This window comes from Bacillus sp. COPE52, from assembly GCF_003355115.1.
GTDB lineage: Bacteria > Bacillota > Bacilli > Bacillales > Bacillaceae_G > Bacillus_A > Bacillus_A toyonensis.
In genome coordinates this window covers 1,791,291-1,817,189 of record NZ_CP031292.1, presented here as the reverse complement: position 1 = coordinate 1,817,189, position 25,899 = coordinate 1,791,291, and the positions used below count along the sequence as shown (strand labels likewise).

Genomic DNA, 25,899 nt, shown 5'->3' with positions numbered 1-25,899 from the left:
CTTACCTTTTGTATCATTTTATTCATTTTTCTTTTGTTGTAATTGTGTTAGCAAATTCGTAACAAACGCGAGAAACAATGGATCTTTCTCTTTTTTAGGCGACCACTGCATAATGAGTTGCCGCGGGATTTCAATGTCTATCGGTTGCACGATAAAGTCATGAATAATTTGTTTATGAAGTCCTGATAACGGAACGATCGTTATACCGTTAACTTGTAAAGTAAGTGCTAATGCCGAGCTAATTGACTCTGACTCCATCACTTTATTCACTGTTATTTCGTTTTTCATTAAGTATGGTTCAAGTACTTCTTTACAACCAGAAAGTGGCATAATAAAAGGATAATTTTTCAACTCTTTACTAGTAAGATTAGGTGGAATATTCTTTGAAGAAACGATAACATAAGGATCTTCACCAATAACTTCATAGTGAAATCCTGGTATTAGATTTTCTTTTATAGAAATAGAAAAATCAGCACTTCCAGCAGACAGCCAATTTAAAACTTCTTGATAGCTTCCCTCTCTAACTGCAAGCACGTACTGACTTTGATCAATATTACCTAATTGGATACACTCTGCCAAACAATATACAGTAACGGAAGGATACGTAGCTAATACAATCTTATACAAACTTTTATTCTTCAAGTGTAAAGCTGTTTCTTCAAGATTTTCATACTCCATTAGAAGTCGTTCTACACAAACTAAAAATTCTTTTCCATTTTCAGTTAACATCGTTCCTTGTCTAGAGCGCTCAAATAAAGTTAAAGCATATCGTTTCTCTAGTTTGTTTATAATATGCGTTATTGCTGGCTGTGTCATATGTAATTCCTTAGCTGCTAAACTAATGCTGTTCAACCGAGCCGCATATTTAAAAACTTTAAAATCAAAGACGTTCATTCTGTTCTCCTTATATAAAAGATATTTATATCATCTATAAATAACCTTCATTATATTTATCAAACTACTTCCTATACACTAAGTATACACTATCAATTTTACAAAAAAATAAAGCATATAAACATTAGAGGAGTTTTGATTAAATGAGTACTTACGTTTTAGTACATGGAGCATGGCAAGGTGAATGGGCATGGGAATTAGTAAAACCTCAACTAGAGGCTTTAGGTCACACTGTTATTACACTAGACTTACCTGGAAGCGGGAAAGATACAACTCCTTCACAAAATATAACGTTAGATTCCTATGTTGATGCAGTAACAGCTACTATAAATCAACAAACTGAAAAAGTTATTGTTGTTGGACATAGTATGGGTGGAATTGTGATCACTCAAACCGCTGAACTTATACCGAATAAAATCGATAAATTAGTATATCTTTGTGCATTCTTACCACAAAACGGAGAAAGCCTTGGCAGTAAATTAGATGGTGAAGCTGGTCCACAATTTTCAATAAATGAGAACGACATGACAGCTGAACTTATACCTAATCTAATTGAAAAAACATTTTTAAATGCTACCGAAAATGAAGAGATTAAAGAAGCATCTTCCAAAAAAATGCGTCCTCAGCCACTAGGACCATTTCAACAACAGCTAAAAATTTCTGAAGAAAACTTCGGAACTGTAGATCGCATTTATATTGAAACAACTCTAGATAGAGCGATTCCAATTGATTTTCAGCGCCGAATGAATACAGAAACTCCATGCTCGAAGATTATTACTTTAGAAGCTGATCATTCTCCCTTCTTTTCAAAAGCAACAGAACTTGTGAATTGTTTACATGCGTTAAGCTAAATTTCATTTAATGAAAATAGACACCCGCGGGTGTCTATTTATTATGCTAACTAAGGATTGTATGTTCTTCTCTACATTTGCATTCCCTTTTGCTTCATCTCCCACTTTTTATACAGTAATACTGCACCAAATAAGAATACCCCCGCAACAAATGAACCTACTGGTAACATCTTTATCATTTCATCTGGAAATACGAGCGGCAGTAATGGAAATGCATATGCTGCTGGAATACGTACACTAACTATTTTTAATAAAATAAGCATTAAAATCATATTTAATAAAGTGACTATAATCCATGAGTCGATTGCAAAGTACAATAAAGTTCCAACAGTTGCAGATGTAGTTAATACTACTATTTGTTTACATACCATTTTTTCATTGTACATCGGTTTTTGAAGTGATTCATACACAACAACTAATATTGGCGGAATAACCGCTAATTGTTCATGACCAGTGATCCAGCATATACTTATCCAAATGAAATTTAGTATTAGAAATACAGCCATATATTTATATTGGATGTTAACTTTTCTCTCAATACCGCTATTCAATTTAAAAACAAGGACACCAAGCATTAAAATAAATGTTAAAACGAAGACTGAGATAACAAATGACCATTCAGTCGCATTTGTCACTAAAGGTAATAAACCTGTCGCAATAGATGGTGCAAAATTTGATTGTATAATACGTAAAAACAGCATCATGAATATAAGTGTTACGCTTACTTTTGCTATATAAGCTAAATCCATTTGATTCACGATAAACCCAATACCAGCTGTTATTGACGGTGCAATAAAGATTTTTTCTGGCTGCCTTAACCAACCTGGCTCACGATACGCCCATAAAGCAATTGCCATCGCTGCTATTTCCGGCAAAATGACTTCCGGATCATTTAATAACACACCCGCTGTAACCATAGCTAAAATAAAGAAAATAGCAATCGTATATGAGATGATTGTTTCTTTTTTTGAAATTACTGCATTCATTATTACATACTCCCTTTACTTACTACTCTCACAATGTAAAACAAAATTTAATATACCCTACTAAGGTATTGTATATTAATATCTTTTCCATTTCAAGTATTCGTAATTTTTTCATTTTTCATCACCCATTACACTTACAAAAAAAGGATTTTTATAGGCGTTGACACTCATTGAAAGATAGGTTACAATAACTATACATTAGTAAGTAACTAATGTAATTAAATCTAACTTGAGGTGAAAACAAATGAAAAACATTTTATTCCGTATTAACGAATTATCAAAAAAAGAAAAAACATCTGGATTAACAGTTGATGAAAAACAAGAACAACAAATGTTACGTCAAAACTATACAAAAACATTTCGTGGAAGTTTAGATTCCATTTTATTAAACACAAAAATTGTCGATTCAAATGGTTTTAATGTTACACCAGTTGCATTACAAGATGCTCAAATTCGTTTGAAATTAAGCAAATGAAATTAAAACTAAAGAAACAATTGTATAAAACATAAAAGAGCTGGACTTTTCATAATGAAATTCCAGCTCTTTTTCTACTTAATATTGTTGTTTTTGCAATGTAACATACGAGCGATACATCGCAATTCTCCACGACACAATCATCGCAAATGCGAGTAAGAAAAACATCCCGCTTAATTGTGCTAAATCAAGTGTTTGGCTTAAATATGATTTTAATGCGACTCGTACAGCTAATAAACCAATCAAAATAAATATAAATGCTTTTGACGGTTTCATATATATATGTTCGCCTCTTATTTCGAACTTAGTTGTTTTAATAAGAAATATAGAGAAAATAAGTCCTGCGATAATTGCCTCTACTATTTCTAACGATGTTAATCGGAATTCCGGTAAGAAGAACATCATGGCGCCAGTACTCATAAAAATTGGCGGCAAAATAATTTTCTTTTTCGTAACCGGCTTTTTCGCTGACTTAAAGCGAAGAAACATAACACCAACGGCCATACAAACTGCTACGATACTTGATAAAAGTGCTACACTCATACTCTCCACTCCTATCTATTTAATAGACTTTTTGAGTAAAATCATAAACCAAACGAAACCGATACTTATAATAACATGACCTAATCCAGCCATATGGCTTAAACCGTTAAAGTCAGTTCCATTTACTTGTAGAAGACCTCTACATACCATTGTTACGATAGTAATAATTAATCCTGTATTATATACAACAAACCAGGCATGAAAACTTTTTGTTTCTTGTATTTGAAATACTTTAGCTAAAGCAACAGCGACTAAAAAGAATATGAATCCAAGCACTAGTACGTGTGTATGTACAAATTGCAACATAGTGGAACCTTTAATTCCTTGTGCTTTCGTATACTCTCGCGCAAATACTCCTGATAATAAACCAATAATTAAGTAAATGAATGCTGCATTATATAATTTCTTCATTCTATTCCTCCTGCTGTAAACTTTCCATATTCGCTGCAATCATTTTACGCAAAGTTTATGAACGGAATATGAACAAAATATTACATTCTATTTTTAAAGAACAAAAAAGCCATTCCACAATTATTAATTGCGGAATGGCTTTTCAACTTATTTTAAATCATCAATTGTGAAAGCACCAGGAAGTAACTGCTCAACAGTCACTTCTTTTTCGTCACCTTTTACATTCGTTAGTAAAACTCGCATTTTCGGATCACAAAATTCAGCAATCACTTGTCTACAAGCACCACATGGTGAAATAGGTCCGTCAGTTTCTCCTGTAATGACTAAGTAACTAAAGTCGCGCTCCCCTTCTGATACTGCTTTGAATATTGCTGTTCTTTCTGCACAGTTACATAAACCGTAAGAAGCATTTTCTATATTACAACCAGTATAGATTTTACCTTCTTTCGTAACTAATGCTGCACCAACCGGAAATTTTGAATACGGAATATACGCTTTCGATAACATCTTATTTGCTTCTTCAATATATTTTTTCTTATCCATATTATTTCCTCCTCAAAGTAAATGTAATGTTAATTAGTCAGTAATAACAGTATGAACTAATTTAGGAGCCACTGCTGTTTCAGCGATAGAAATATTTTCATAAATTTTTGCTTTTACATCTTCTACATTTTCACGATTTGCGTAGATCGTTACGAATGGCTCGCCTTCTTTTACTGCATCGCCAACTTTTTTACGTAACATTAAACCTACAGCTAAATCGATTTCATCTTCTTTCGTTGCACGGCCTGCACCAAGTAACATTGCAGCGATACCGATTTCATCTGCAACAATATTTGAAATCACGCCTGAAGTTTTAGCAGGTACATCAATTACATACTTCGCTTGTGGCATTTTTTCTGGATTGTCTACAATCGAGCTATCTCCACCTTGATTGCTTAAGAACTCTTTAAATTTCTCAGTTGCTTTTCCGTTTTTCATAACTTCAATTAACATTTCACGAGCTTCTTCTAACGTATTTGCTTTTTTCGCAAGTACGACCATTTGACTTCCTAATACAAGTACTAATTCTGTTAAATCTTCTGGCCCTTCACCTTTTAACGTATCAATTGCTTCTTTCACTTCTAGGGCATTACCAATCGCAAAGCCAAGAGGTTGTGACATATCTGAAATAACAGCCATCGTTTGACGTCCTACATTATTTCCGATGCGTACCATTGCATGTGCTAATTCTTTTGCATCTTCTTCTGTTTTCATAAATGCACCTGCACCTGTTTTTACATCAAGTACGATTGCGTCAGCACCAGCTGCAATTTTTTTACTCATAATTGAACTTGCGATTAGAGGAATTGAATTTACTGTTCCTGTTACATCACGTAATGCATAAATCTTTTTATCAGCAGGTGTTAAGTTTCCTGTTTGTCCGATAACAGCTACTTTGTCACGGTTTACAATATCAATGAACTGCTCTTTCGTAATTTCAACGTGGAATCCTTCCACTGCTTCTAATTTGTCAATTGTTCCGCCCGTATGTCCTAAACCACGACCTGACATTTTTGCTACTGGTACATCTAAAGCAGCAACTAATGGTCCTAATACTAATGTAGTTGTATCACCAACACCGCCAGTTGAATGCTTATCTACTTTAATGCCTTCAATTGCTGATAAGTCGATCGTTTCTCCAGACTCCACCATTGCCATCGTTAAATCTGCACGTTCACGATCTGTCATATCTTTAAAGAAGATTGCCATTGCAAGTGCACTCACTTGATAATCAGGAATACTTCCGTCTGTATATCCATTAATAAAGAATTTGATTTCTTCAGTCGTTAATTCTTTGCCGTCACGTTTTTTTGCAATAATATCTACCATTCTCATTACAATCACCATTCCTTTTTATATGATATGAATCTATTAAAATAATAAACCAACGATTGTTGCTGATAAGAAACTTACTAGCGTTGCACCGAAGAGTAATTTCAAACCAAATCTTGCGACTACATTCCCCTGCTTTTCATTTAAGCTCTTAACTGCCCCTGCAATAATTCCAATTGAAGAGAAGTTTGCAAATGAAACTAAGAATACAGATATAATCGCTGTCGTTCTGTCTGAGAAATTAAAGTTCCCTTGCGCTAAATCTGTCATAGCGACAAATTCATTCGATACAAGTTTTGTTGCCATAATATTACCGGCATTAACTGCTTCATGCCATGGAACACCCATAATAAATGCAAATGGTGCAAATACATAACCAAGAATTTCTTGGAATGAAATACCGATTACACCTTTAAATACTGCATTAATGAATGCGATAAGAGCAACGAAACCAACTAACATAGCTGCTACTGTAATCGCAACTTTAAATCCATCGATAATGTATTCCCCTAGTACTTCAAAGAAAGTCTTCTTCTCTTCTTCTTGCACTTCTAACATATCTTCTTCTTCAGTAACTTCATACGGGTTAATGATAGAAGCAATGATAAAGCCACCGAATAAGTTAAGTACTAAAGCGGTTACAACATATTGCGGTTTTAATAACACCATGTATGATCCAACGATAGACATAGAAACTGTAGACATTGCAGATGCACATAATGTGTACATTCTTTTCTCTGGCAATAATCCTAGTTGTTTCTTAACTGAAATAAATACTTCAGACTGCCCTAAAATCGCAGAAGCTACCGCGTTATATGATTCTAGTTTACCCATTCCATTTACTTTACTTAATGCTAGACCGATAGATTTCACAATAATAGGTAATACTTTAATATGTTGCAAAATACCTATTAAAGCTGATATAAATACGATTGGCATTAATACACTTAAAAAGAATGAAAACTCTTTTTGATTTACTAATCCACCAAATACGAAATTCACACCATCAGCGGCATATTTTAATAATTCCCCAAAACCATCTGCTATTCCGCTAATTAATATATTCCCTACACTTGTATTTAATAGTAAAAAACCCAAAATGAATTGTAATATAACCATCGTTATGATTGGACGATATTTGACTTTCTTTCTATCATTACTAGCAAGCCAAGCGATACCTAAAATCAATACGAGGCCAAAAACACCGATTAAGTATTTCATAAGCCGTCTCCTCCCATTCGTATCCGCTTACATTCTTTTCAATTGTTAAAGCAATAGATACACTATACTTTGTGTATCTATCGCTTTTCACACTTTATTAATTAGTAGTTATCTGTAGCACCTTTTGCATCGTTTAATACGATTGCAACACTAGCGCTTGCTCCAACACGAGAAGCTCCAGCAGCTACCATTTTATCTGCATCTTCACGTGTACGAACTCCGCCAGATGCTTTTACACCAACGTTTGGTCCTACCGTTTTACGCATTAATGCGATATCTTCAGCAGTTGCTCCGCCAGTTGAGAATCCAGTTGAAGTTTTTACGAAATCAGCGCCAGCTTTTACTGATAATTCACAAGCACGAACTTTTTCTTCGTCTGTTAGAAGGCAAGTTTCAATGATTACTTTTACAAGAGCTTTTCCTTTTGCTGCTTGTACTACTTCATAAATATCTTTTTCAACGAACTCATTGTCGCCATCTTTTAAAGCACCTACGTTGATTACCATATCAACTTCAGTTGCACCTTTTGCGATAGCATCTTTTGTTTCGAATGCTTTTGTTTCAGTAGTGCTTGCACCTAATGGGAAACCGATTACAGTACAAACGTCTACATCATGTCCAGCTAATTCTTCAGCAGCTAGCTTTACCCATGTAGGATTAATACAAACAGAAGCGAATTTATATTCCTTTGCTTCCTCGATTACTTTCATAACATCTTCTTTTGTAGAATTAGCTTTTAAAATTGTATGGTCAATTAACTTTGCAATATTCATTATTATCACTCCTCATATCTTTTAACAACTTCATTCTAACTCTTAGTTGAACAAATGTAAATATACTTTTGAAATTTTGTTCATTTTTTTAAAAAGGAATTTTCTTGTAGTAAATAAAGCGCATTCTAACTAAGAAACAATTCACGTTTAAAATCAAAACTTTTATATTAACAATGGTAGTATGTATCTCAATATCCATAATTATTTTTAAAAAGGCAATTTGTATTCAAAAAACACTCCCATAATTCATACATAACAAAATAAAAGGCTTTCTCAAGATGTTAATTTTGAGAAAGCCTTTTATTTCTAACCTTTTTGATAATGTAACAGTTCTTTTGCTGTATGCTGATCAATAATTAATACATTTGCATACCCGCCACGTAACGCACCATCAATTGCTTGTATTTTTCTATTACCACCTGCAACTAAAATAGAACGTTTCTTTAATTTAAGTTCCTCTAACTCAATTCCAATGGTACGCTTATTAATTTCTTCACTACTAATATTTCCGTCTCCGTCAAAGAAACGTGAACAAATGTCACCGACAGCTTGTTTTTTCAGAATGTTCGTTTCATCCTTATCTAAATATCCTAATCGGAATAATAACGCTTCATCACGCACTGTTCCGACAGTGAAAACTGCAATATTTGCTTGTTTCCCCATTTCAATAATGTGATGAATATGTCGATCCTGCTCTACTAATTCTTTTGTCACCGCATTATCAAATATAACTGGGAGCGGTAAATTTCTTGGTGTCGTTTGAAAAGCCTCTGCAAATAAAGCAATGGTCTCATTCGCATATGTATTTACACTCGAATGACTAATACCACCTTTTAGCTGGACAACTTCTACACCTTTCACATGTTGTGGTACGATTTTCCTAGCGATTTCATACATCGTCATTCCCCAGCTTACACCGACGATATCACCGTTTTTCACTGTCTTTTCCATGTACTCAGCCGCATATTTACTAATATACTCAGTAATCGTTGCATATTCTGGCACTGGAGAAAATACTACATGCGCCTCTAACAAGTTGTACTTTTCTTTCAATAAATTCCCAACGTTATCTAAATCAGCAAACGGATCGGCTATACTAATTTGAACAAATCCTTTTTCTTTCGCGTACTTTAATAATCTAGAAATCGTCGGTCTTGAAATATTTAATTTGTTAGCAATTTCTTGCTGACTATAATCGGATTGATAATATAATCTTGCAACTTCAACGCTTAATTGTTGTTTATCTTTTTCCATAGTAACTTATTACAAACCCTTTCCTGTATTTCCCTTTCGTTACAAGCATTATACAGCTTTATGCAAAAAAATTCGACTACCGAATTTTTACTAACTGAACTTCTACTTCACTTAGTATATATAATGAAACCTTTTTGTGTAGATTTACAAACCCAATATAGATACACTTGAAACATATAAATCGATTTATATGTAATTCATTCTTTTTTCTTTTTCTGTAGTAACGATAACAAAGCCGTTCAATAAGAAACATGAAACATCGTCTAAAAACTATTCAAATACCCCTCATAAACAGAAGATACTGTTTATGAGGGGTATTTATTCAATTTAAGTCTATAAAAATTGGATGGAAACAATGCAAGTTCTCACTTATTTAGAATAAGAGAAAAGATGATGTTTTATTTGTTCAATAAAATAATGATGGTGTATATTATCGTTAGATACTCGACTTGCCATAATAGCTCCCTCCATTGAAGATGCAAGAAAAGAAGCGAGCGATATAATATCTATATCTTCTTTAAGTTCTTGTTTCTCTATTCCTTCCTTTATGAGAGAGGCCATTAACATTACTGTATCATCATAACCTTTTGCTGCTGCTTTTTGTAATTCTGGAAATACTCCAGTACTTTCAATTGCGCTATTAAGTAATGGACAGCCTCCAGCAATAGGAGGGTTATTAGCTGCATCTTGATATACAAGGAATATTGCAAGGATTTTATCGATTGCTGTCTTTTTATTTTCCATCGCTTTATGAAAATGGTTCCACATAATCTCACCACTTTTGTCGTAGGCAGCAAGGACAATTTCTTCTTTATTTTTGAATCTACGATAAATAGCTCCTTTAGATAGTTCAGTAGCTGTCATTATATCCTGAATGGATGTATAAGTTATCCCATTAGTATTAAATAAATATAAAGATGTTTCAATAATCTTTTCTTTTACCTTATCAACTTTAGTCATGCTTTGTGGTCCTCCTAATAAAACGAGCTTAATATTCAAGGTGATTTTTACTATGATTTTTTTGAATTTTTATTGTAAGTATAAATAAGTTTGAAGCAAAAATATCTTATCAATCCCTATTTTATAGGAACCTAAAACAATACAGTTTGAGGTTCATTACATTATGTTATCTATAACATTCGAATGAATTTTCTGTTAATAATAATATGAACAATCGGTTAATTCAGTCATATTATACAACTAATTCTATTTAAAACCATAGAAGAAGTAAAAATATATAGTTAATTTTAATGTATAGACATATAACTATTATATATAATTTTTATTAATATGTTTAGCTAAAGGGATGAGCTACTCCCTCTTTCATTTCATTCTATAAAAGGGTAATCATTAATGATTGCTGTAATTTGATTGTAAATAAACAATCGATATATAAATATACTCGGTTTTTACTATTTTGATTTTGTTAATAATTTGTAAAAAGGGTTTAAAAAACTAGAAACTTATAGTATCATTAGATTCCGGACCGAACCGTTCGGTCCGGAATCTTGTATAAATCAGAAGGAGAACCTTATGCAGAAAGAAAAATCAAAGATTCTAAGTAATTTAATTATGGAGGTAATAAGGTGAACTTTATTAAAATGAATCAAAAAGAACTTATTATGCTACTAGTTTATCCAATGTTTACACTATTTCAAATTGGCTTGTTCATATTATTTGGCATATCACTTTTAACTAATGTCAATTTAGTTGAATCAGAATTTGCTCTTGGTGCCATGAGCTTGACTATACCTACTATTCTAGGAGTAATGTTCTTTAGGAAAGAAATTATTCAAAGTTTTACTTATTTTAAAGAGAAGACAATTTTGAAAATAGTAAGTATTCCTATAGTGGTTTTATTTATGGTAATTGTGGAAAATTCTATTATGCATTTTCTAAATACAGGTCAGCCAGAGAACCAAGAACAGGTCCTTACACAAGGGGCAGAGATTCCTATTATATTCACATTGCTCCTATTTGGAATTATGGGTCCAGTAATTGAAGAAATTATGTTTCGCCATATATTATTAAATCGTTTTTCGCGTTATGTTGGTACTGCTATTGCATCTATCATTTCAATTATAATTTTTACAGTACTTCATACGAACCAGCTTTCGGATATTGCTATTTATTTACCTGGATCGGTAATTCTTACTGCGGCTTATCTTATTTCTAACAGATCCATTGCATATGTTATGGCGATACATGTGTTAAATAATTCTATTGCTTTCATTCAAATGTACATGTCATAGTGAGACATATGTTAAACAATGGCATTACTTTCATTCTAAACTAGACTTGTTTCTGTTGCAGAGTTAAAAAATAGAGATAGATATTAATAAATGGGGAGTGCAATTTAGATAGTGACTAATAATTTGTATAATTCCTTGCACGTCAAAAAACCACAGTTTAGATGTAAACTGTGGTTTTTTTTATATAGGGGACCCACATCACAATTCAACTAAGAAAAGCAAATATCCTGAGATAAGAAAATTGGTATGAAGGTGTGAAATCAATTATAAAATGGTAACTTTAGAATAAATGAAACGAGAAATTACCGTCATTGTTTATTTCTCATTTCATTTACATATTTATTTTTGGAAAAATAACCTAACTCCAAATACTAATAATACTGTGCCAGTAATACCCTCTATTGTACGGTTCACTTTTTCTTTTCTTAAAAAAGTTCTTAATTGACGTATTAGCGTGATATAAAGCAAATACCATATTGCTGTCAAAGTCGTAAATGTGAGTCCTAACAAAAGAAATTGGAAGAAATGACTTTGATTGTTCACAATAAATTGGGGTAAAAAACTTAGGAAAAATACAGCAGTTTTTGGGTTTAAGATTGCCGTGGTAAATCCTTGTCTAAAACTTTTAACCGTTCCAATATCCTTAGAGTTTACTTCCACTGAACCTGACATATCTTCTTTTTTAGAAAAGGCACTTTTAATTGACTTTACAGCTAAATAAATTAAATAAAATGCCCCAGCATATTTTATTAATGTAAATAGCATAGCAAATTTCATTAAGATAGCAGAGAGTCCTAGTGTAGCCATTATTGTATGAATCATCATTCCAGATACCGTTCCCAAGACGGTCTTTATCCCACCATTTCTACCATGAGAGATAGTGTTTTTTGTAACTAAAGCAAAACCGGGACCAGGCATCATTATAATAAGGAGTGCTGTAAGGATAAATAATAAATAATTTTCCATGTTCTAATATTTCCTTTCCAATTTTTAGTTTTGCTTACAGTATAACTTTTTTCATTAAAACATTACATATAAAAGGCTTGATCAGAAGTTTATCTGGGTTATTAGTATCAATTTGGCTAAACATTATCCTAAAGCCATATTGATAAAACACATGGCAAACTTATATATCAAACGACAAGTTCAACTCTCACAAAAAACAGGATGAAAAAATAAACAGCGGAACAAGTCCACTGTTTACTTCGTCACGCCTTCATGTAATTTTTCTGTATAATCTTTTACATCTTTCCAGCTATCTTTCGCTGTATTTAAATCTTCTTTTATAAACGTAAACTCTTCCGGACTCATTCCTTTTACGTTTTGTAGTAAATTATTATATTTTGCACCTACTGTATACCATTGATTTGATATATTTTGCAGAGCTGTAATTGCTGCATCAATTGTTTCTGTCATATTTGTTGTTTTATTTTTCACATCTGTCAAAATTGCGACTTCTGCTTGTGCGCCAGAGATTCTATCTTTTAAATTGGCTATTTCTCTTTCTGCATTTGCGATATCTTTTTTCGCAATCGCAATCATCGGTCCGCCAGCGAGACATGTTATTAACGCTACGCAAAGTACACCACCAGCGATAACCATATCATTACTTTTTTTAATTGAATCATTATATGTATTTATTTGTTGCTCTAACGCTGGAATACCAGCATTCGTACTCGCCAAAATCGAAGTTAATTGATTTGTATCTTCTTTAAAACTGTTTGTATCTTTCGCCATTCTATCGCGAAATGCTTTTAAATTCCCTAATAAAATATCGACTTCATTTTGATTTTTTAAAATGTCCGCATACAACTTTTCTAAATCTGCTTTTAATTTACCGCTATCCTTTTGATCAATCGCTACTAGCATACTATTATAGTACGCTTGAAAAGTATTATTGTAATTAATAATATTTTGATCCGTTTTCATAATTTGAGGCTTCATATTATTTAACCAATACGCTGCATTAATTTTTGCATCTCTTTGGTGCTGAACCATATTTCCTTTAAACTCACTATTAATTGAACTTATTTTACTCAAATCAGTCTCTTGCTGATTTTGAATTAATTTTGCATATGAATCCATTGCAAATATGCTCGATGTCGTTTGCGCCATTACATCTTGGAAACCTGCTGGTCCAAGAGAATAATTTTTCGCATTTTCTTGCAATGTTTTTACGTTTTGTTCCGCTGCAAAAGGATGTAAAGGAAACGCGTTACTCGTTGCGAATCCAGCAATCATTATCGTTAAAAGACATTTTTTATAGAATTTATTACGCATAATTATCACCTATTCTTTTTATGAGGATATGAAACGTTAGAGGTAAAAAAAGCTCCTGCTCACTACTGAACAGGAGCTCTCTATTATTTAAAAATCATTTATCTGTACGTAATGCTGTAACAGTTCAATTACTATTATGCTTTTTTCGTATCTACTACTTTAATATCCTCAGCATAAATCTTTTCTGCATAGTCCTTAATGTTCTTCCAGCTATCTTTCGCAATATTTAAATCTTCTTTAATGAAAACAAGATCGTTTGGACTAATTGAATCTACATTTTGAAGTAAAGAATTGTATTTTGATCCCATTGTGTACCATTGGTTTGAAATGTTTTGCAACGCTGTAATTGCAGTATCAATTGTATTTGTTAAATACTCCGTTTGTGTTTTAATGTTCGTTAATCCTGCTACTTCTAATTGAGCAGTTGTAACTTGTCCTGTTATTTTTTGAATTTCAGCTTGTGCATTATCAAGCTCTTTCTTCGCTAAAACAATACCAGCTGTACCACCACCTACAGCTGCTGCACCACCTGCAATTAACGCGACTCCTAGCGGCGTTCCTGCACCAGTTGCAATAACTACTGCACCACCGATAATTGCAATTGGTCCTAACGCTGTAGCAACTGATGAACCGATAATAATTGCATTATATTTACTAATTGCTTCATTGTACGTTGTAATTTGATTTTGCAATAGCGGAATTCCAGCGTCTTGACTAGCTAAGATAGATGTAATTTGATTTGCATCTCCCTTGAAGTTTTGCGTATCTGACGTCATTTTATTGCGGAATTTCTTCAAGTCTTCTACTAATTGATCTACTTGTGCTTTATTTTCATTAATACTACTTGATAATCTAGTTAAGCCTTTCGTAAGAGTCGCTTTATCTTTTGCATCTACCGCAGCAACTAAAGTATCATAATAGTTTTGGAATTTCGTATTGTAGTTAATGATATTTTGATTCGTTGAAATAAGCTGTGGTTTTAATACATCTAACCATTGCTTCGCATTTCCTCTAGCTGTATCTTGGTGCTGAATTACTTTCCCTTTTAAAGCCGCATCAACAGACGATACATTTCCAAAGTTAACATTACCTTGTTTAATAATTGTTAAAGCGTACAGATCCATTACTAAAGCGTTTGAACCTGTTCTTTCCATTGCATCTTTTAGGCCTTCTGGTCCTAATGAGTATTCTTCATAGTCATTATAAGCTTTTGCTACAGCATGAACTGGAGCTTGTTTCACTGTACTTTCAGCTGCATACGTATGGGCCGGCATAATATTCCCTGCTGCAAATACTGCCATAAGTGCTGATAGAGCCATTACTTTATAAGGTTTTTTTGTCATTTTTCTTCTCTCCCTATATCGTTACTTATTTTTAATGTACTTCAACGTTTGTAACGTAATCTTCAAATTGATTTGTTTGCTTATTCATTTCATCACTTACTTTTTTAAGTTGATTGAAATGTTTTTGAAGTAAACTACTGTCTGTATACGTGCCTTCTTCAATATTTGTTTGAATTTGGATCATATTATTATTGAAAACTTTCCAATCCGCTAATAACGTTTCTAAAGTTGCGATTTGGCGATCAATTAGTTCTGTAAAGCTACTTACTTGATCTTCAACGAATGTAATTTGTGTCGCCTCTGCTTCAGTTTGTGATAACTTTTGTATAAGTGGTAGTAGCTCTTTTTGCTTTTGCTGAATGCGAAGAGCTGCTTCCCTCGTTTGACTATCTGCAGCATTTACAATTTCATTACTTAAAGTACCGATAGAAACAAAATCAATTGTTTTCGTTTGTGCAGTTTGATTTGTAATGGTAAATACTTGTTTACCGATATTAATAGAACCTTTAATAATTTCTTGAGGTCTATTCAAAATAGTAGTTAGTTCAGCTTGAATTTCCCCTTGAATTCTTTTAATATCTTCTCTTAGCTTCACAATATCTCCACTTGATCCTTGCAGTGTTTTTATTGCTTCATCAGCTTTAATCGATAAGTTATTGCTATCTTTGTCTAATACTGTTTTAAATCGATTTAACTCTAATAAATCTTGCTCCATACTCTCTTGGATGCTTTGTACTTGCAGTTGTAATTTTCCATATGCATTTGTAAAATCTGCTTTTGCTTGTTCATCTTCATTTACGTTTCCTGCTAGTTCATAGAGCTTACTATAATAACTATTAAATCTAGTACTATATCTCATCATCTCTTGATTTAAATCAATTAACTTCGGATTATATTCATCGATCCACTCTCTTACATTTGCCTTTGCAAACTTTTGATGATTCGTCAAACTACTCATCGCATTCACCTTAATGTCTGGCTGTTGTAAAATAACTAATCCGTATGCTTGTATAAGCGGTGACTGTGATCCTAACATTCTAATTGAATTGGATAATGTATTTGGAGCAATTACATTTTGTGCATATACTGCTTTCACTTCTGTTTGCCCCTCCTTAGCGTAAGCGCTTACAGGAATGAAGCAACTCGTAGATACTGCTGTAACCAATAACCCTGTAATTAAAGTCTTTTTCACTTTAACTCCTCCTATGTATTAGCAACTATTACTATCGCATTTTATTATTCTATTTTCTTGCAATTAATTTGAGATGGTTACAATAGAGAACATTCTCACCGTGATTCATGTACGAACCATCTCTCCTAACTTTTTTCTACAGTACTTACTTATTGTTATAAAACATTTCATACCTTTTCATATGTGCTTAGTATGAATAAAGTTGTATAAATTTTCTATTCTATTGCAATTTTCACATTCATACAGTGAATATATTACATAAAAATATTATTCATTTTAAACTAATTCACGTATAAAAGTATGAAATTTCGTTTTGTTTTCAAGTAAGTTTTGTACTGTAAGGTCATTTAAACACAGCTATTTATATAACGTAAAGAAGTATTTTCATTCCCTTTATTTTCAAGCTCTTATGTCCTTATCCCAAAATAAAATTCGTTTCACTTTCCCGATTAAAATATCCATATATCACAACAGAAAACACTACTTACTCACAACGGATAAAATTATATTAATATAATTTTTAGTTAAATATGCAATAATGCATAGCGTATACACAAAAAGGATAGCTTCACTTTCGTGAAACTATCCTTCAAAAATCTTTTTACTTTTTCAAATGATATGGAACTGTCGTAATAACAACATTTCTCTTATAGAGTAAATACGCACGTATGAGTAAACTTGATTGATTATGAAGAATGTTATGCCAACCTTTTTTCGGAATAAACTGTGGTATAACGACCGTAACTCGATAATTTGATTCACTCGCTTTATATTGCACTGTATCAATGAACTTAGTTAGCGGCTGAATAATACTTCTATAATGAGAATGCAATGTAACAAGCCTTACTTCAGGTTGCCACTTCTTCCATTTCTCTTCAAATTTCTTTTCCTCTTCTCTGTCAAAAGCAACATATACAGCGATAACTTGATCTGCAGAAAGAGCCTTCGCATAGTTCAATGAATTTTCTACTACATGAGTCATACCAGCTACAGGAACGACAATTACATTCCCCTCAATCGGAATAAGGGGCTCACAAGTTTTTAAACTTAATTGATCACCCACTGCATCATAATGCTTCTTAATTCGATGGAACAAGAAGATAATAGCAGGTAAGAAAATAAGGATTGACCAAACTTGTGCAAATTTCGTTAAAAAGAACATGCTCATAACGATAAAACTAATGACTGCTCCAATTAAATTAACCGTTAATCTTAAAGCCCATCCTTCAGGTTTTTCACGAAGCCATTTTAATACCATACCCGTTTGAGAAAGTGTAAATGGAATAAACACACCTACTGCATATAGCGGAATTAAATGTTCTGTTTGACCTTGGAAAGCTACAATTAAAATAATCGAAGCAACTCCAAGTATAATAATACCGTTTGAGTAACCAAGGCGGTCTCCTCTAATCGTAAACATTCTCGGTATGAATTTATCTTTTGCAAGGTTAACTGCTAATAATGGAAATGCAGAATACCCTGTGTTAGCAGCAAGAATTAATATTAAAGCTGTTGTGCCTTGTATGAAATAGTACATGAAATTACGTCCAAATGTTTGTTCAGCAATTTGGGAAACAACAGTTACTTCTTTACTCGGCGTCACTCCGTAATAATAAGCTAAAAATACAATTCCTGAAAATAACACAGCAAGTAATGCACCCATCGCAAGCAAAGTTTTCGCTGCATTGTTTGGTGCAGGGTCTTTAAAGTTTGGAATTGCGTTTGAAATCGCTTCAACACCTGTTAAAGCCGAACTACCTGATGCAAATGCTCTTAACAGTAAAAACAAACTAATTCCCGCAACCGGCGTTCCAATCGGCGTGTGTAAGGCCTGCGAAACGTGACCAGTTAAAATATTGTATATCCCTACACCAATTAATATAAATAGTGCTAAAACGAATAAATAAACAGGATATGCTAAAATGGAAGCTGACTCTGTTACGCCTCTTAAATTTAATATGGTTATAAATATAACAAATATAATCGCAATGATTACATTATGTGCATGTAAGCTAGGAAAAGCCGATGTTAACGCATCTGTACCTGCTGATACACTTACTGCAACAGTTAAAATATAATCAACTAATAAAGACCCTCCAGCTATTAAACCTGGATTCATCCCTAAGTTTTCTTTTGATACAACATATGCGCCTCCGCCATGTGGATAGGCAAAAATAATTTGACGATAAGATAAAATAAGAGCTGTCAATAATACTAATACCCCAACAGCTATCGGAATGGAATACCAATACGCAATCGCTCCAACACCTGCTAAAGCAATTAAAATTTGCTCTGGTCCGTAAGCAACTGATGACAATGCGTCAGAAGATAGAATGGCTAGCGCCTTCGTTTTATTAAGCTTTTGCTCTCCTAACTCAGTTGATTTTAACGGCCTTCCAATTAAAAATCTTTTAATAGATGAAACCACAGCTGTCCACTCTCCAATAATTTTGTACGAACGATTCTGCTTGTTACAGCCAGCAAACTATTTCTTCAGAAAACAAAAAATGTCTACAAGCCATAGCGAAATAGACTTGTAGACATTATTTTTTTTGTCGCACAAGCTCCACCTTCCTTCTCAATATAACGCTTACGAGGTTAGCTGTCGGATTCGGGCCTATGAGTAGCCCTACCTTTTTTTAAGGATTCACCCCATCGGATTATGTACTAATCCGTAAGAACGGGTCCCCCGTACCGTGCGGTTTCAGCGATTTAGAAAATTGAAACTGTGGATTATAATACTCCTTTATTTTCAAAATGTAAACAAAAATTTTTAAAAAGAAAAAATTTAAAATGATTGCGCATAATCCGCTGATAAATATACATAATGAATACTAAAAAACCCTTAAAGGAGACCCGTATGTCTAAAAAGAAGAAACCGCTTTTTTCCGATTCATATTTAGATGCAGTAGCAAATGAAATTAATCAGTTATATGGTAAACGTGAACAGGAAATAAACTTGACAGAAAGAATTAAAAGAAACAAATAATTTGTCATACGCAAATAAAAAAGATAGCAATACACTTATATATTGCTATCTTTTTTATTATTTCATACATCTAATTCTATTACGGGTTTGTTAAATGTCATTTCTTCATACACCTTCAAATTTTGATATACCACTCCTAGTAATGGTGCTTCTAAAGAAATTTGTTCTGCTACATCTAGTAAGTATCCTTGCAAATGCTTCCCTTCAATAAACGAACCTTTTTCCATATCACGCTGCATGGAGGACTTCATATCATAAGAAATTTTATCAATTGTTTTCATATGTTCCTGGGCAATATTATCTTTAACTGGAGCTCCTAATACCCTCATAATTTGCACAGATTCCTCAAATAAATTTCGGATAAATTCACGTCCACCTTCACTTTCACGAATTGGTCCTATCGGTGCACGCATTAATGTTGTAACGCCTGACATGACAGTAATAAATAAATATTTATGCCACATATCTTGCGTGATATTTTCACTTAAAACAAAGCTAGCTTTCGTACCTATAAATGCTTTCGTAATACGCTTTATTCTCTCTGAATCTTGAGGCTTAATTTCTCCAAATACAAGTCTGTTGGCAGCACTAGTTTGTACAATTTCTCCTTGATCGTTTAACGTCGTCTCAATAAAGCATAAACCGCCCATTACTTTTTCCCCGCCGAATTCTTTTTGTAATAGCGATAAATGAGCGATACCATTTAACAATGGAATGATTACAGTATTTTCGCCAACAAACGGCTTCAAATCTTGAATTGCCTCGTTTAAGTGATACGCCTTTGTTGAAAATAAAATCACATCAAATGGAGAAGTTCTATCTTCTTTCGTTATCAATTTCGGTTGAAAGGAAAAATCTCCATTCACACTACGAATAACAAGTCCTTTTTCCTCTAATTGTTGTTTTCTTTTGCTGCGAACGAGAAATGTAACATCTTCTCCCTTTTCTACTAATCGGCCACCAAAAAATCCACCGACGCCACCAGCTCCTAATACTAAAATGCGCATACAACATCCCCTTTTCCTCACACAATTATACTAGTTTTAGTATACATAACATTATACATGTCCCTTGTTAAATTAGCTGAATTTTCATTCTTAATCTATTGAAAAAACAAGGTTATTTTCAAGAAAAATTGGGCATGTTGTTTCTATAGCTTATACGGAAAGGAAACAATGCAAATGGAGGCAATGCAAACAATCGAAGAAAAAGATGTAACAACAGCTATATTTCAATTTATATTCCCGTTTTCGTTTAAAACTGGATATGAACAAAATATGTTCCCTTTCTTACAAAAAAATAATTTCCGTCCTTTTCGACTTGATCATCTTGAAGATGAAAATACATATTACGGACAGTTTCAAGTTTCACATCAAAATATGGAAGCATACTATCTTTCATTTACGAATAAAATTCTTTTTCCCCATTCAGAACATCAAAAGGGACTACAGCGCTATTCTAAAGACCTTAATTTAAATGGACATTTAACAACAAATCTTATTTCCGTTCCATTCAAGATACATTCTATTGATGTAACACTTTGTCCTTATGAGCTTGGCTTTTTAACAATTCGAACAGAAGTCAAAACCGCTCCAAACATGACATTATCAGAAGCCATCGAATTTGCTTCTCGATTCCGTGTGCTTGAAACTAGAAATGATACAACCGAGACCATTTGTATTGAATGTGATGGAAAAAAATATTCACAAGTAGAAAAACTTATATTCGGCGATTTATTTCATGGCTTAACAGACTTCTTTGAGAATAAGAGGTTGCGGAGTTCATACTTTCAAACATTCCCTTTCTTTGAAGACCAACGAATGTATGTACAAACTTTATTATCTATTAATAAAAAGTCAGACCTTCATGTAGTTGATGTATATCGAGCTTCCAGTCTTTCCGGATTAACAGACGATGGTAAGCCGTATATTAGTGCAAATAATGTTCCTTATATTCACGATTATTTAACAAAGCATTCTTATCAAAGATGGGCTCCTAACCGTTATTTTATTATGGAAGAACATATTTTCACATGTATAACAAATGAAGGTGAACGAGAAGTCACTAAACTTGCTAGTCAAATGTACGGAGAATTTTATTACGCTTTATTATTAAACCTATTTCATAAAATTGTTTTATTAAAGATGGCGAACGCTTATGCTGAGCTAAATATTGAACAAGATACAAATGAAATAGAGAAATTAATTTATTCAATCAATTCGTTTACAGCGAATTATTTTTCTTTAGAATTAGTATCTCAATCACAAAGTGAAGATATTTTCTTCCGCTTAAGAAAACTTTTTAACATTGAAATTTTATACTCGAACGCGAAACAAAATCTTGATAGTTTGTTTAAATATCAAGAAAATGTTGCCGCTAAAAAAGATAGCCTTTTATTATTAATTTTAACTCTCTACTCTGTGGTGGGCCAAATGTTAGGGTTTACTATGATTGACCTTTTAAGAAACACAGATTCAAACAAAATATCATCGCCCCTTGAATTTTTTGCACTGTTAATAGCAATTAGCGGTATAGTCATTTCCTTTATTTTAGGTGCACAAAGTTTATACCAGTGGGGTATACAGCATCGAAGAAGACAAGCGTGGGTAAAACAAACTGTACTTTCTGCTGTGAAAGAAAAAGAGGATAAAAATTAAAGACAATTCTTTTTAAATTACAAATACATGATACGCTTCAGTAAATGAAATTTTTATCAGCGATTTTTCGAATATATCGGCGCAACTCGGAATATATCAGCGATTTTTTAAATATATCGGCGATTTTTCAGATATATCGACTTACCGACAAAAAACAGAACCTGACAATATAAAAAGGGTGCTCCAAAATAAAGTTTGGAGTACCCTTTTTTATTACACGAATTCAGCTTACTTACCTGCTTCGATTTTCTCTAATGCAGCAGCTACTTGTTCTTCCGTTAATTCATGTTGTATTACGTAGCGGTTACGTGGGCTTACACGACATTCATGAGAACATGCACGTAAATGTTTTGCTTCGTTTTCTTCAGAACATAAAATTTTCTTGTTACATTCTGGATTTGAACAGTTTACATAGCGCTCACAAGGTTCACCTGTAAAGTGGTCTTTACCAACAATAACATGTTCTTTTTGGTTTACTGGTACAGCAATACGCTCATCAAATACGTAACATTGTCCATCCCATAGCTCGCCTTGTACTTCTGGATCTTTTCCGTACGTTACAATTCCGCCGTGAAGCTGACTTACATCTTCATAGCCTTCACGAACTAACCAACCAGAAAACTTCTCACAACGAATTCCGCCTGTACAGTAAGTTAAAATCTTTTTACCCTCAAGTGTTTCTTTGTTTTCTCTAATCCAATCTGGTAATTCACGGAATGATTCAATATCTGGTTTAATTGCACCTTTAAAATGCCCTAAATCGAACTCATAATCATTTCGTGCATCAATAATAACTGTATCTTCTTGTTTCATCGCCTCATAAAAATCTTTTGGCTCTAAATATTTTCCAGTTATTTCTTTTGGATTAATGTCGTCTTCTAGACGAAGTGTAACTAATTCTGGACGCGGACGCACGTGCATTTTCTTGAATGCATGGCCTTCTTCTTCATCTATTTTAAACACGATACCATCAAAACGTGGATCATTGTTCATTGCTTCCATGTATTTCTCTGTTTGTTCTACAGTTCCAGAACAAGTTCCATTAATACCTTCTTTTGCTACAAGGATTCTACCTTTTAATTCAAGTGAATTACAAAATTCTAAATGCTCTGCAGCGAATTCTTCAGGGTTTTCAATTGTTGTGTACATGTAATAAAGTAATACTCTGTATGGTTTTGTAGTTGCCAATGTATTTCTACCACCTATCTAATTTTTAAAATCATGTATAAGTTAACGTTCATATCAAAACATATATAATAAGAAAATGTATCCAAAGTTTTATGCATCCCATTTTCTTCTCTTTATACTATTTTCTATAAGTTAACAAAAATAAAAAACAAGATTACACACCAAAACACTATGGTTATGTTGCAATCCCAATATATTATATATCATACAAATCCATTTCCATCAATTAATATGCTGTATAATAGGCTTTTTGTTCACATAAATTTCAAAAACAGTCCTTTAATTTATTATCTTCTCCTTTATTCAGCGCCCATAAACTTCCAAAATATTTTTGTATTTCCACACCATTAATTGCACAAAGTCATATAATTTGCATTAAGGAAACTTTTATGTTCAAATGAAATCAACACATAACATATATAAATGTATTGAAATAATGAGTAAGAATAAATACAATAATTTCATCAAGTTAAGATTTCAAAGGGGAACACTACTATGAATAAAGATATTTCAAAAGACGAACAAATCCCTTCTCAAAGTACAACTGTTCAATCAGCACATTTAGCGCTAAGCGGACAAACGAAAGGCTTAAAAAGACTATTACCATTCTTAGGGCCTGCTTTCATCGCTTCAGTCGCTTATATTGATCCTGGAAATTTCGCAACGAATATTGCTGCTGGTTCACAATATGGTTATTTATTACTTTGGGTAATTCTCGCTTCTAATTTAATGGCTGTATTAATTCAAACTTTATCAGCTAAATTAGGAATTGCTACTGGGAGAAACCTTCCAGAGATAGCTCGCGAAAATTTCCCGAGACCTGTTTCCATCGGTTTATGGATTCAAGGTGAACTTGTTATTATGGCAACTGATTTAGCTGAATTTATTGGGGCAGCACTCGGATTGTACTTGTTATTCGGAATTCCAATGTTACCAGCAGCTTTAATTACAGCAGCTGGATCGTTTATTATTCTTGAATTTCAACGCAGAGGCTTTCGTCCATTAGAAGCAATCATAACAGGGATGATTTTTATCGTTGTTATCGCTTTTGGTGTCCAGGTCTTTTATGCAAAACCGGAATTAAGCCCTCTTCTTTCAGGACTATTTATCCCAAAATTCCAAGGCGTGGATAGTATTCTTTTAGCAGCTGGTATTTTAGGTGCGACAGTTATGCCACACGCAATATATTTACATTCCGCCTTAACACAGCGCCGTGTAGTCGGAACAAATGATGAACAAAAGAAAAAGATTTTCCGTTTCGAATTCATTGATATCATTATTGCAATGGTTATCGCTGGAGCCATTAATGCGAGTATGTTAATTGTAGCAGCTGCTTTATTCTTTAAAAACGGCTTGCACGTTGAAGACCTTGACGTCGCTTTCAACCAATTCAGTAATTTAGTCGGTCCTGCATCCGCTGCTTTATTTGGAATCGGACTTTTATCAGCAGGATTATCTAGCTCGTCTGTCGGTACAATGTCTGGTGACATTATTATGCAAGGATTCATTCGCATGCATATTCCGTTATATTTACGCCGATTTATAACAATGATTCCACCTCTAGTTATAATTGCTTTAGGTGTAAACCCAACTTATGCTCTCGTTATGAGCCAAGTTGTCTTATCGTTTGGGATTGCCTTTGCATTAGTACCGCTTATTATGTTTACAAGTAGTAAAAAGATTATGGGGGCACTCGTTAACCACCGTATAACAACTTTCATCGCTTGGATAATTGCTGCACTCGTTATCGTTTTAAATATTTTCTTACTGTATCAAACATTTATAGGGTAATGAAAAAGGGTATTCCAATCAAAAATGGAATACCCTTTTTAGTAAAATAATTCTCTTCTAATTACCTTTTACGTATGTACCTCTTTCCGGCATCAGCGCACCTTTTTTAGTTCGAAAATAAAGTGGCAAGCCTTCCGTACAAAACATACTCACCTCGGATGGATTCTCTCTTTGATGATGGATGTGTAAATGCGGCTCACTTGAACTTCCAGAGTTACCAACTTGGGCAAGAACGAAGCCTTCATTTACATGTTGTCCTTCTTTAACTTTAATTGACCCTTTCTTTAAGTGAGCGAGAATCAAAAATGTCCCTGTTTCATCTAACCGTAAATAAATATGATTCCCGGCCATTGACTGAAAATCATCTGATCCCGGAACTAAATCTTTTTCATCATTATTAACTGATACAACTGTTCCAGAAGCTGGCGCCATTACTGTCGCTCCGTATATTCCATAATCCTCTAACTTACTACTTTTCACTTCAGCAGGTGGAATGAGAATATCATATGCCCATCTTTCATTTGGTTTTATCACATGATAATTCTTCTCTAGGCGATCACCACCCCACCCTACTAACGCCCGCTCATTCAAAGGAAAACGAACGACTATTTTAGGACTCGTAGACTGTACATCTGCTGGGTATGCAATTCTCCCAATGTTAGCGAACCACCCGACAGGCCAAGCTCCAATGATAGAGAACAGAACTATTAAAAGTAGCGTTCTATCTATTCGCTTTCTAAAGATGCCTTTCCAAGCAAACATTACTACTGAGCCTATCAAAATAAAAATCGAAACTACGCTAAATGCTTGTATCCACCACCAAACAACGACTGATATACTACCATGAGCTAAATAAACTACACTCCAACTTATAATTAAAAAAGAAACTATACTTGCTAACAAACTTTTCTTCCACATGCTGTA

General features: G+C 33.4%; 23 protein-coding genes, 1 pseudogene and 1 riboswitch. Of the genes and pseudogenes, 6 read left to right on the top strand and 18 right to left on the bottom strand.

Annotation, left to right across the window (positions count from 1 at the left end; genetic code table 11):
- Positions 1-18: 18 nt before the first annotated feature.
- Positions 19-894: a LysR family transcriptional regulator gene (locus DPQ31_RS09215; protein WP_208731808.1), complete on the bottom strand. Its 876-nt coding sequence runs from the start codon at positions 892-894 to the stop codon at positions 19-21.
- Positions 895-1,037: 143 nt separating this feature from the next.
- Between DPQ31_RS09215 and DPQ31_RS09210 the strand changes: the two genes are divergently transcribed.
- Positions 1,038-1,745 (top strand): alpha/beta fold hydrolase, encoded by a 708-nt coding sequence (locus DPQ31_RS09210; protein ID WP_000109315.1) that lies wholly within the window; start codon positions 1,038-1,040, stop codon positions 1,743-1,745.
- A 71-nt stretch (positions 1,746-1,816) separates the two neighbouring features.
- Here DPQ31_RS09210 and DPQ31_RS09205 read toward each other — a convergent pair whose 3' ends face one another.
- Positions 1,817-2,731: a membrane protein gene (locus DPQ31_RS09205; protein WP_000994708.1), complete on the bottom strand. Its 915-nt coding sequence runs from the start codon at positions 2,729-2,731 to the stop codon at positions 1,817-1,819.
- Between the two features lie 244 nt (positions 2,732-2,975).
- Between DPQ31_RS09205 and DPQ31_RS09200 the strand changes: the two genes are divergently transcribed.
- Complete coding sequence (locus DPQ31_RS09200) at positions 2,976-3,206, top strand: DUF896 domain-containing protein (RefSeq protein WP_000789785.1); 231 nt, start codon at positions 2,976-2,978, stop codon at positions 3,204-3,206.
- 49 nt (positions 3,207-3,255) lie between these two features.
- Here the strand turns inward: DPQ31_RS09200 and DPQ31_RS09195 are convergent.
- The 8 genes and pseudogenes from DPQ31_RS09195 to DPQ31_RS09160 all read right to left on the bottom strand — a co-directional run bounded on the left by DPQ31_RS09195 (position 3,256) and on the right by DPQ31_RS09160 (position 10,243).
- Positions 3,256-3,749: pseudogene (locus DPQ31_RS09195) on the bottom strand (CcdC family protein).
- A 15-nt stretch (positions 3,750-3,764) separates the two neighbouring features.
- Positions 3,765-4,160 (bottom strand): DUF2871 domain-containing protein, encoded by a 396-nt coding sequence (locus tag DPQ31_RS09190; protein ID WP_208731806.1) that lies wholly within the window; start codon positions 4,158-4,160, stop codon positions 3,765-3,767.
- 147 nt (positions 4,161-4,307) lie between these two features.
- Positions 4,308-4,703, bottom strand: coding sequence for a cytidine deaminase (locus DPQ31_RS09185; RefSeq protein ID WP_000358537.1), 396 nt, complete (start codon positions 4,701-4,703; stop codon positions 4,308-4,310).
- Positions 4,704-4,736: 33 nt separating this feature from the next.
- Positions 4,737-6,038 (bottom strand): pyrimidine-nucleoside phosphorylase, encoded by a 1,302-nt coding sequence (locus DPQ31_RS09180; protein WP_001983022.1) that lies wholly within the window; start codon positions 6,036-6,038, stop codon positions 4,737-4,739.
- Positions 6,039-6,074: 36 nt separating this feature from the next.
- On the bottom strand, positions 6,075-7,256 hold the full coding sequence (locus DPQ31_RS09175) for a NupC/NupG family nucleoside CNT transporter (RefSeq protein ID WP_000876190.1): 1,182 nt from the start codon (positions 7,254-7,256) through the stop codon (positions 6,075-6,077).
- A gap of 101 nt (positions 7,257-7,357) precedes the next feature.
- Entirely contained in the window at positions 7,358-8,029 is a 672-nt protein-coding gene (gene deoC, locus DPQ31_RS09170) for a deoxyribose-phosphate aldolase (RefSeq protein ID WP_001017434.1), read from the bottom strand.
- Positions 8,030-8,335: 306 nt separating this feature from the next.
- Complete coding sequence (locus DPQ31_RS09165; protein ID WP_000409788.1) at positions 8,336-9,283, bottom strand: DNA-binding transcriptional repressor DeoR; 948 nt, start codon at positions 9,281-9,283, stop codon at positions 8,336-8,338.
- 369 nt (positions 9,284-9,652) lie between these two features.
- Positions 9,653-10,243, bottom strand: coding sequence for a TetR/AcrR family transcriptional regulator (locus tag DPQ31_RS09160; RefSeq protein WP_097954176.1), 591 nt, complete (start codon positions 10,241-10,243; stop codon positions 9,653-9,655).
- A 626-nt stretch (positions 10,244-10,869) separates the two neighbouring features.
- Between DPQ31_RS09160 and DPQ31_RS09155 the strand changes: the two genes are divergently transcribed.
- Positions 10,870-11,535, top strand: a complete 666-nt coding sequence (locus DPQ31_RS09155) for a CPBP family intramembrane glutamic endopeptidase (protein WP_098226068.1) — start codon at positions 10,870-10,872, stop codon at positions 11,533-11,535.
- Positions 11,536-11,874: 339 nt separating this feature from the next.
- On the opposite strand, the gene DPQ31_RS09150 is transcribed toward DPQ31_RS09155, so the two are convergent.
- From DPQ31_RS09150 to DPQ31_RS09130, 5 genes are all read right to left on the bottom strand, one after another.
- Positions 11,875-12,501: a LysE family translocator gene (locus tag DPQ31_RS09150; protein ID WP_098226067.1), complete on the bottom strand. Its 627-nt coding sequence runs from the start codon at positions 12,499-12,501 to the stop codon at positions 11,875-11,877.
- 234 nt (positions 12,502-12,735) lie between these two features.
- Entirely contained in the window at positions 12,736-13,815 is a 1,080-nt protein-coding gene (locus tag DPQ31_RS09145; RefSeq protein ID WP_001244615.1) for a non-hemolytic enterotoxin subunit C, read from the bottom strand.
- A gap of 134 nt (positions 13,816-13,949) precedes the next feature.
- Positions 13,950-15,158, bottom strand: coding sequence for a non-hemolytic enterotoxin NHE subunit B (nheB, locus tag DPQ31_RS09140; protein WP_000162968.1), 1,209 nt, complete (start codon positions 15,156-15,158; stop codon positions 13,950-13,952).
- Positions 15,159-15,189: 31 nt separating this feature from the next.
- Positions 15,190-16,350 (bottom strand): non-hemolytic enterotoxin NHE subunit A, encoded by a 1,161-nt coding sequence (nheA, locus tag DPQ31_RS09135; RefSeq protein WP_098056096.1) that lies wholly within the window; start codon positions 16,348-16,350, stop codon positions 15,190-15,192.
- Between the two features lie 601 nt (positions 16,351-16,951).
- A complete protein-coding gene (locus DPQ31_RS09130; protein WP_208731805.1) occupies positions 16,952-18,778 on the bottom strand; it encodes an APC family permease in 1,827 nt (608 codons plus the stop codon).
- A 144-nt stretch (positions 18,779-18,922) separates the two neighbouring features.
- Positions 18,923-19,070, bottom strand: a riboswitch (cyclic di-AMP (ydaO/yuaA leader).
- Positions 19,071-19,210: 140 nt separating this feature from the next.
- Here DPQ31_RS09130 and DPQ31_RS29275 point away from each other — a divergent pair.
- A complete protein-coding gene (locus DPQ31_RS29275; protein WP_000038255.1) occupies positions 19,211-19,339 on the top strand; it encodes a hypothetical protein in 129 nt (42 codons plus the stop codon).
- Between the two features lie 62 nt (positions 19,340-19,401).
- Here DPQ31_RS29275 and panE read toward each other — a convergent pair whose 3' ends face one another.
- Positions 19,402-20,346, bottom strand: coding sequence for a 2-dehydropantoate 2-reductase (gene panE / locus DPQ31_RS09125; RefSeq protein ID WP_208731804.1), 945 nt, complete (start codon positions 20,344-20,346; stop codon positions 19,402-19,404).
- A 174-nt stretch (positions 20,347-20,520) separates the two neighbouring features.
- Here panE and DPQ31_RS09120 point away from each other — a divergent pair, with 174 nt between their 5' ends.
- On the top strand, positions 20,521-21,996 hold the full coding sequence (locus DPQ31_RS09120; RefSeq protein WP_199631577.1) for a hypothetical protein: 1,476 nt from the start codon (positions 20,521-20,523) through the stop codon (positions 21,994-21,996).
- A 228-nt stretch (positions 21,997-22,224) separates the two neighbouring features.
- Here DPQ31_RS09120 and DPQ31_RS09115 read toward each other — a convergent pair whose 3' ends face one another.
- Positions 22,225-23,184, bottom strand: a complete 960-nt coding sequence (locus DPQ31_RS09115; protein ID WP_000246236.1) for an oxygen-dependent tRNA uridine(34) hydroxylase TrhO — start codon at positions 23,182-23,184, stop codon at positions 22,225-22,227.
- A gap of 495 nt (positions 23,185-23,679) precedes the next feature.
- Here DPQ31_RS09115 and DPQ31_RS09110 point away from each other — a divergent pair, with 495 nt between their 5' ends.
- Positions 23,680-24,975 (top strand): Nramp family divalent metal transporter, encoded by a 1,296-nt coding sequence (locus DPQ31_RS09110; protein ID WP_001030659.1) that lies wholly within the window; start codon positions 23,680-23,682, stop codon positions 24,973-24,975.
- 57 nt (positions 24,976-25,032) lie between these two features.
- Here DPQ31_RS09110 and DPQ31_RS09105 read toward each other — a convergent pair whose 3' ends face one another.
- A complete protein-coding gene (locus DPQ31_RS09105) occupies positions 25,033-25,893 on the bottom strand; it encodes a M23 family metallopeptidase (RefSeq protein WP_199631578.1) in 861 nt (286 codons plus the stop codon).
- Between the last annotated feature and the right edge of the window lie 6 nt (positions 25,894-25,899).

Excerpts from the sequence above, each read along its gene's own strand:
- DPQ31_RS09150 (WP_098226067.1), bottom strand. The coding sequence starts at position 12,501 with ATGGAAAATTATTTATTATTTATCCTTACAGCACTCCTTATTATAATG.
- DPQ31_RS09145 (WP_001244615.1), bottom strand. The coding sequence starts at position 13,815 with ATGCGTAATAAATTCTATAAAAAATGTCTTTTAACGATAATGATTGCT.
- DPQ31_RS09105 (WP_199631578.1), bottom strand. The coding sequence starts at position 25,893 with ATGTGGAAGAAAAGTTTGTTAGCAAGTATAGTTTCTTTTTTAATTATA.
- nheB (WP_000162968.1), bottom strand. The coding sequence starts at position 15,158 with ATGACAAAAAAACCTTATAAAGTAATGGCTCTATCAGCACTTATGGCA.
- DPQ31_RS09180 (WP_001983022.1), bottom strand. The coding sequence starts at position 6,038 with ATGAGAATGGTAGATATTATTGCAAAAAAACGTGACGGCAAAGAATTA.
- DPQ31_RS09160 (WP_097954176.1), bottom strand. The coding sequence starts at position 10,243 with ATGACTAAAGTTGATAAGGTAAAAGAAAAGATTATTGAAACATCTTTA.
- DPQ31_RS09175 (WP_000876190.1), bottom strand. The coding sequence starts at position 7,256 with ATGAAATACTTAATCGGTGTTTTTGGCCTCGTATTGATTTTAGGTATC.
- DPQ31_RS09110 (WP_001030659.1), top strand. The coding sequence starts at position 23,680 with ATGAATAAAGATATTTCAAAAGACGAACAAATCCCTTCTCAAAGTACA.
- DPQ31_RS09185 (WP_000358537.1), bottom strand. The coding sequence starts at position 4,703 with ATGGATAAGAAAAAATATATTGAAGAAGCAAATAAGATGTTATCGAAA.
- DPQ31_RS09165 (WP_000409788.1), bottom strand. The coding sequence starts at position 9,283 with ATGGAAAAAGATAAACAACAATTAAGCGTTGAAGTTGCAAGATTATAT.
- DPQ31_RS09120 (WP_199631577.1), top strand. The coding sequence starts at position 20,521 with ATGGAGGCAATGCAAACAATCGAAGAAAAAGATGTAACAACAGCTATA.
- DPQ31_RS09215 (WP_208731808.1), bottom strand. The coding sequence starts at position 894 with ATGAACGTCTTTGATTTTAAAGTTTTTAAATATGCGGCTCGGTTGAAC.
- DPQ31_RS09210 (WP_000109315.1), top strand. The coding sequence starts at position 1,038 with ATGAGTACTTACGTTTTAGTACATGGAGCATGGCAAGGTGAATGGGCA.
- DPQ31_RS09200 (WP_000789785.1), top strand. The coding sequence starts at position 2,976 with ATGAAAAACATTTTATTCCGTATTAACGAATTATCAAAAAAAGAAAAA.
- DPQ31_RS09205 (WP_000994708.1), bottom strand. The coding sequence starts at position 2,731 with ATGAATGCAGTAATTTCAAAAAAAGAAACAATCATCTCATATACGATT.
- DPQ31_RS09190 (WP_208731806.1), bottom strand. The coding sequence starts at position 4,160 with ATGAAGAAATTATATAATGCAGCATTCATTTACTTAATTATTGGTTTA.
- DPQ31_RS29275 (WP_000038255.1), top strand. The coding sequence starts at position 19,211 with ATGTCTAAAAAGAAGAAACCGCTTTTTTCCGATTCATATTTAGATGCA.
- panE (WP_208731804.1), bottom strand. The coding sequence starts at position 20,346 with ATGCGCATTTTAGTATTAGGAGCTGGTGGCGTCGGTGGATTTTTTGGT.
- deoC (WP_001017434.1), bottom strand. The coding sequence starts at position 8,029 with ATGAATATTGCAAAGTTAATTGACCATACAATTTTAAAAGCTAATTCT.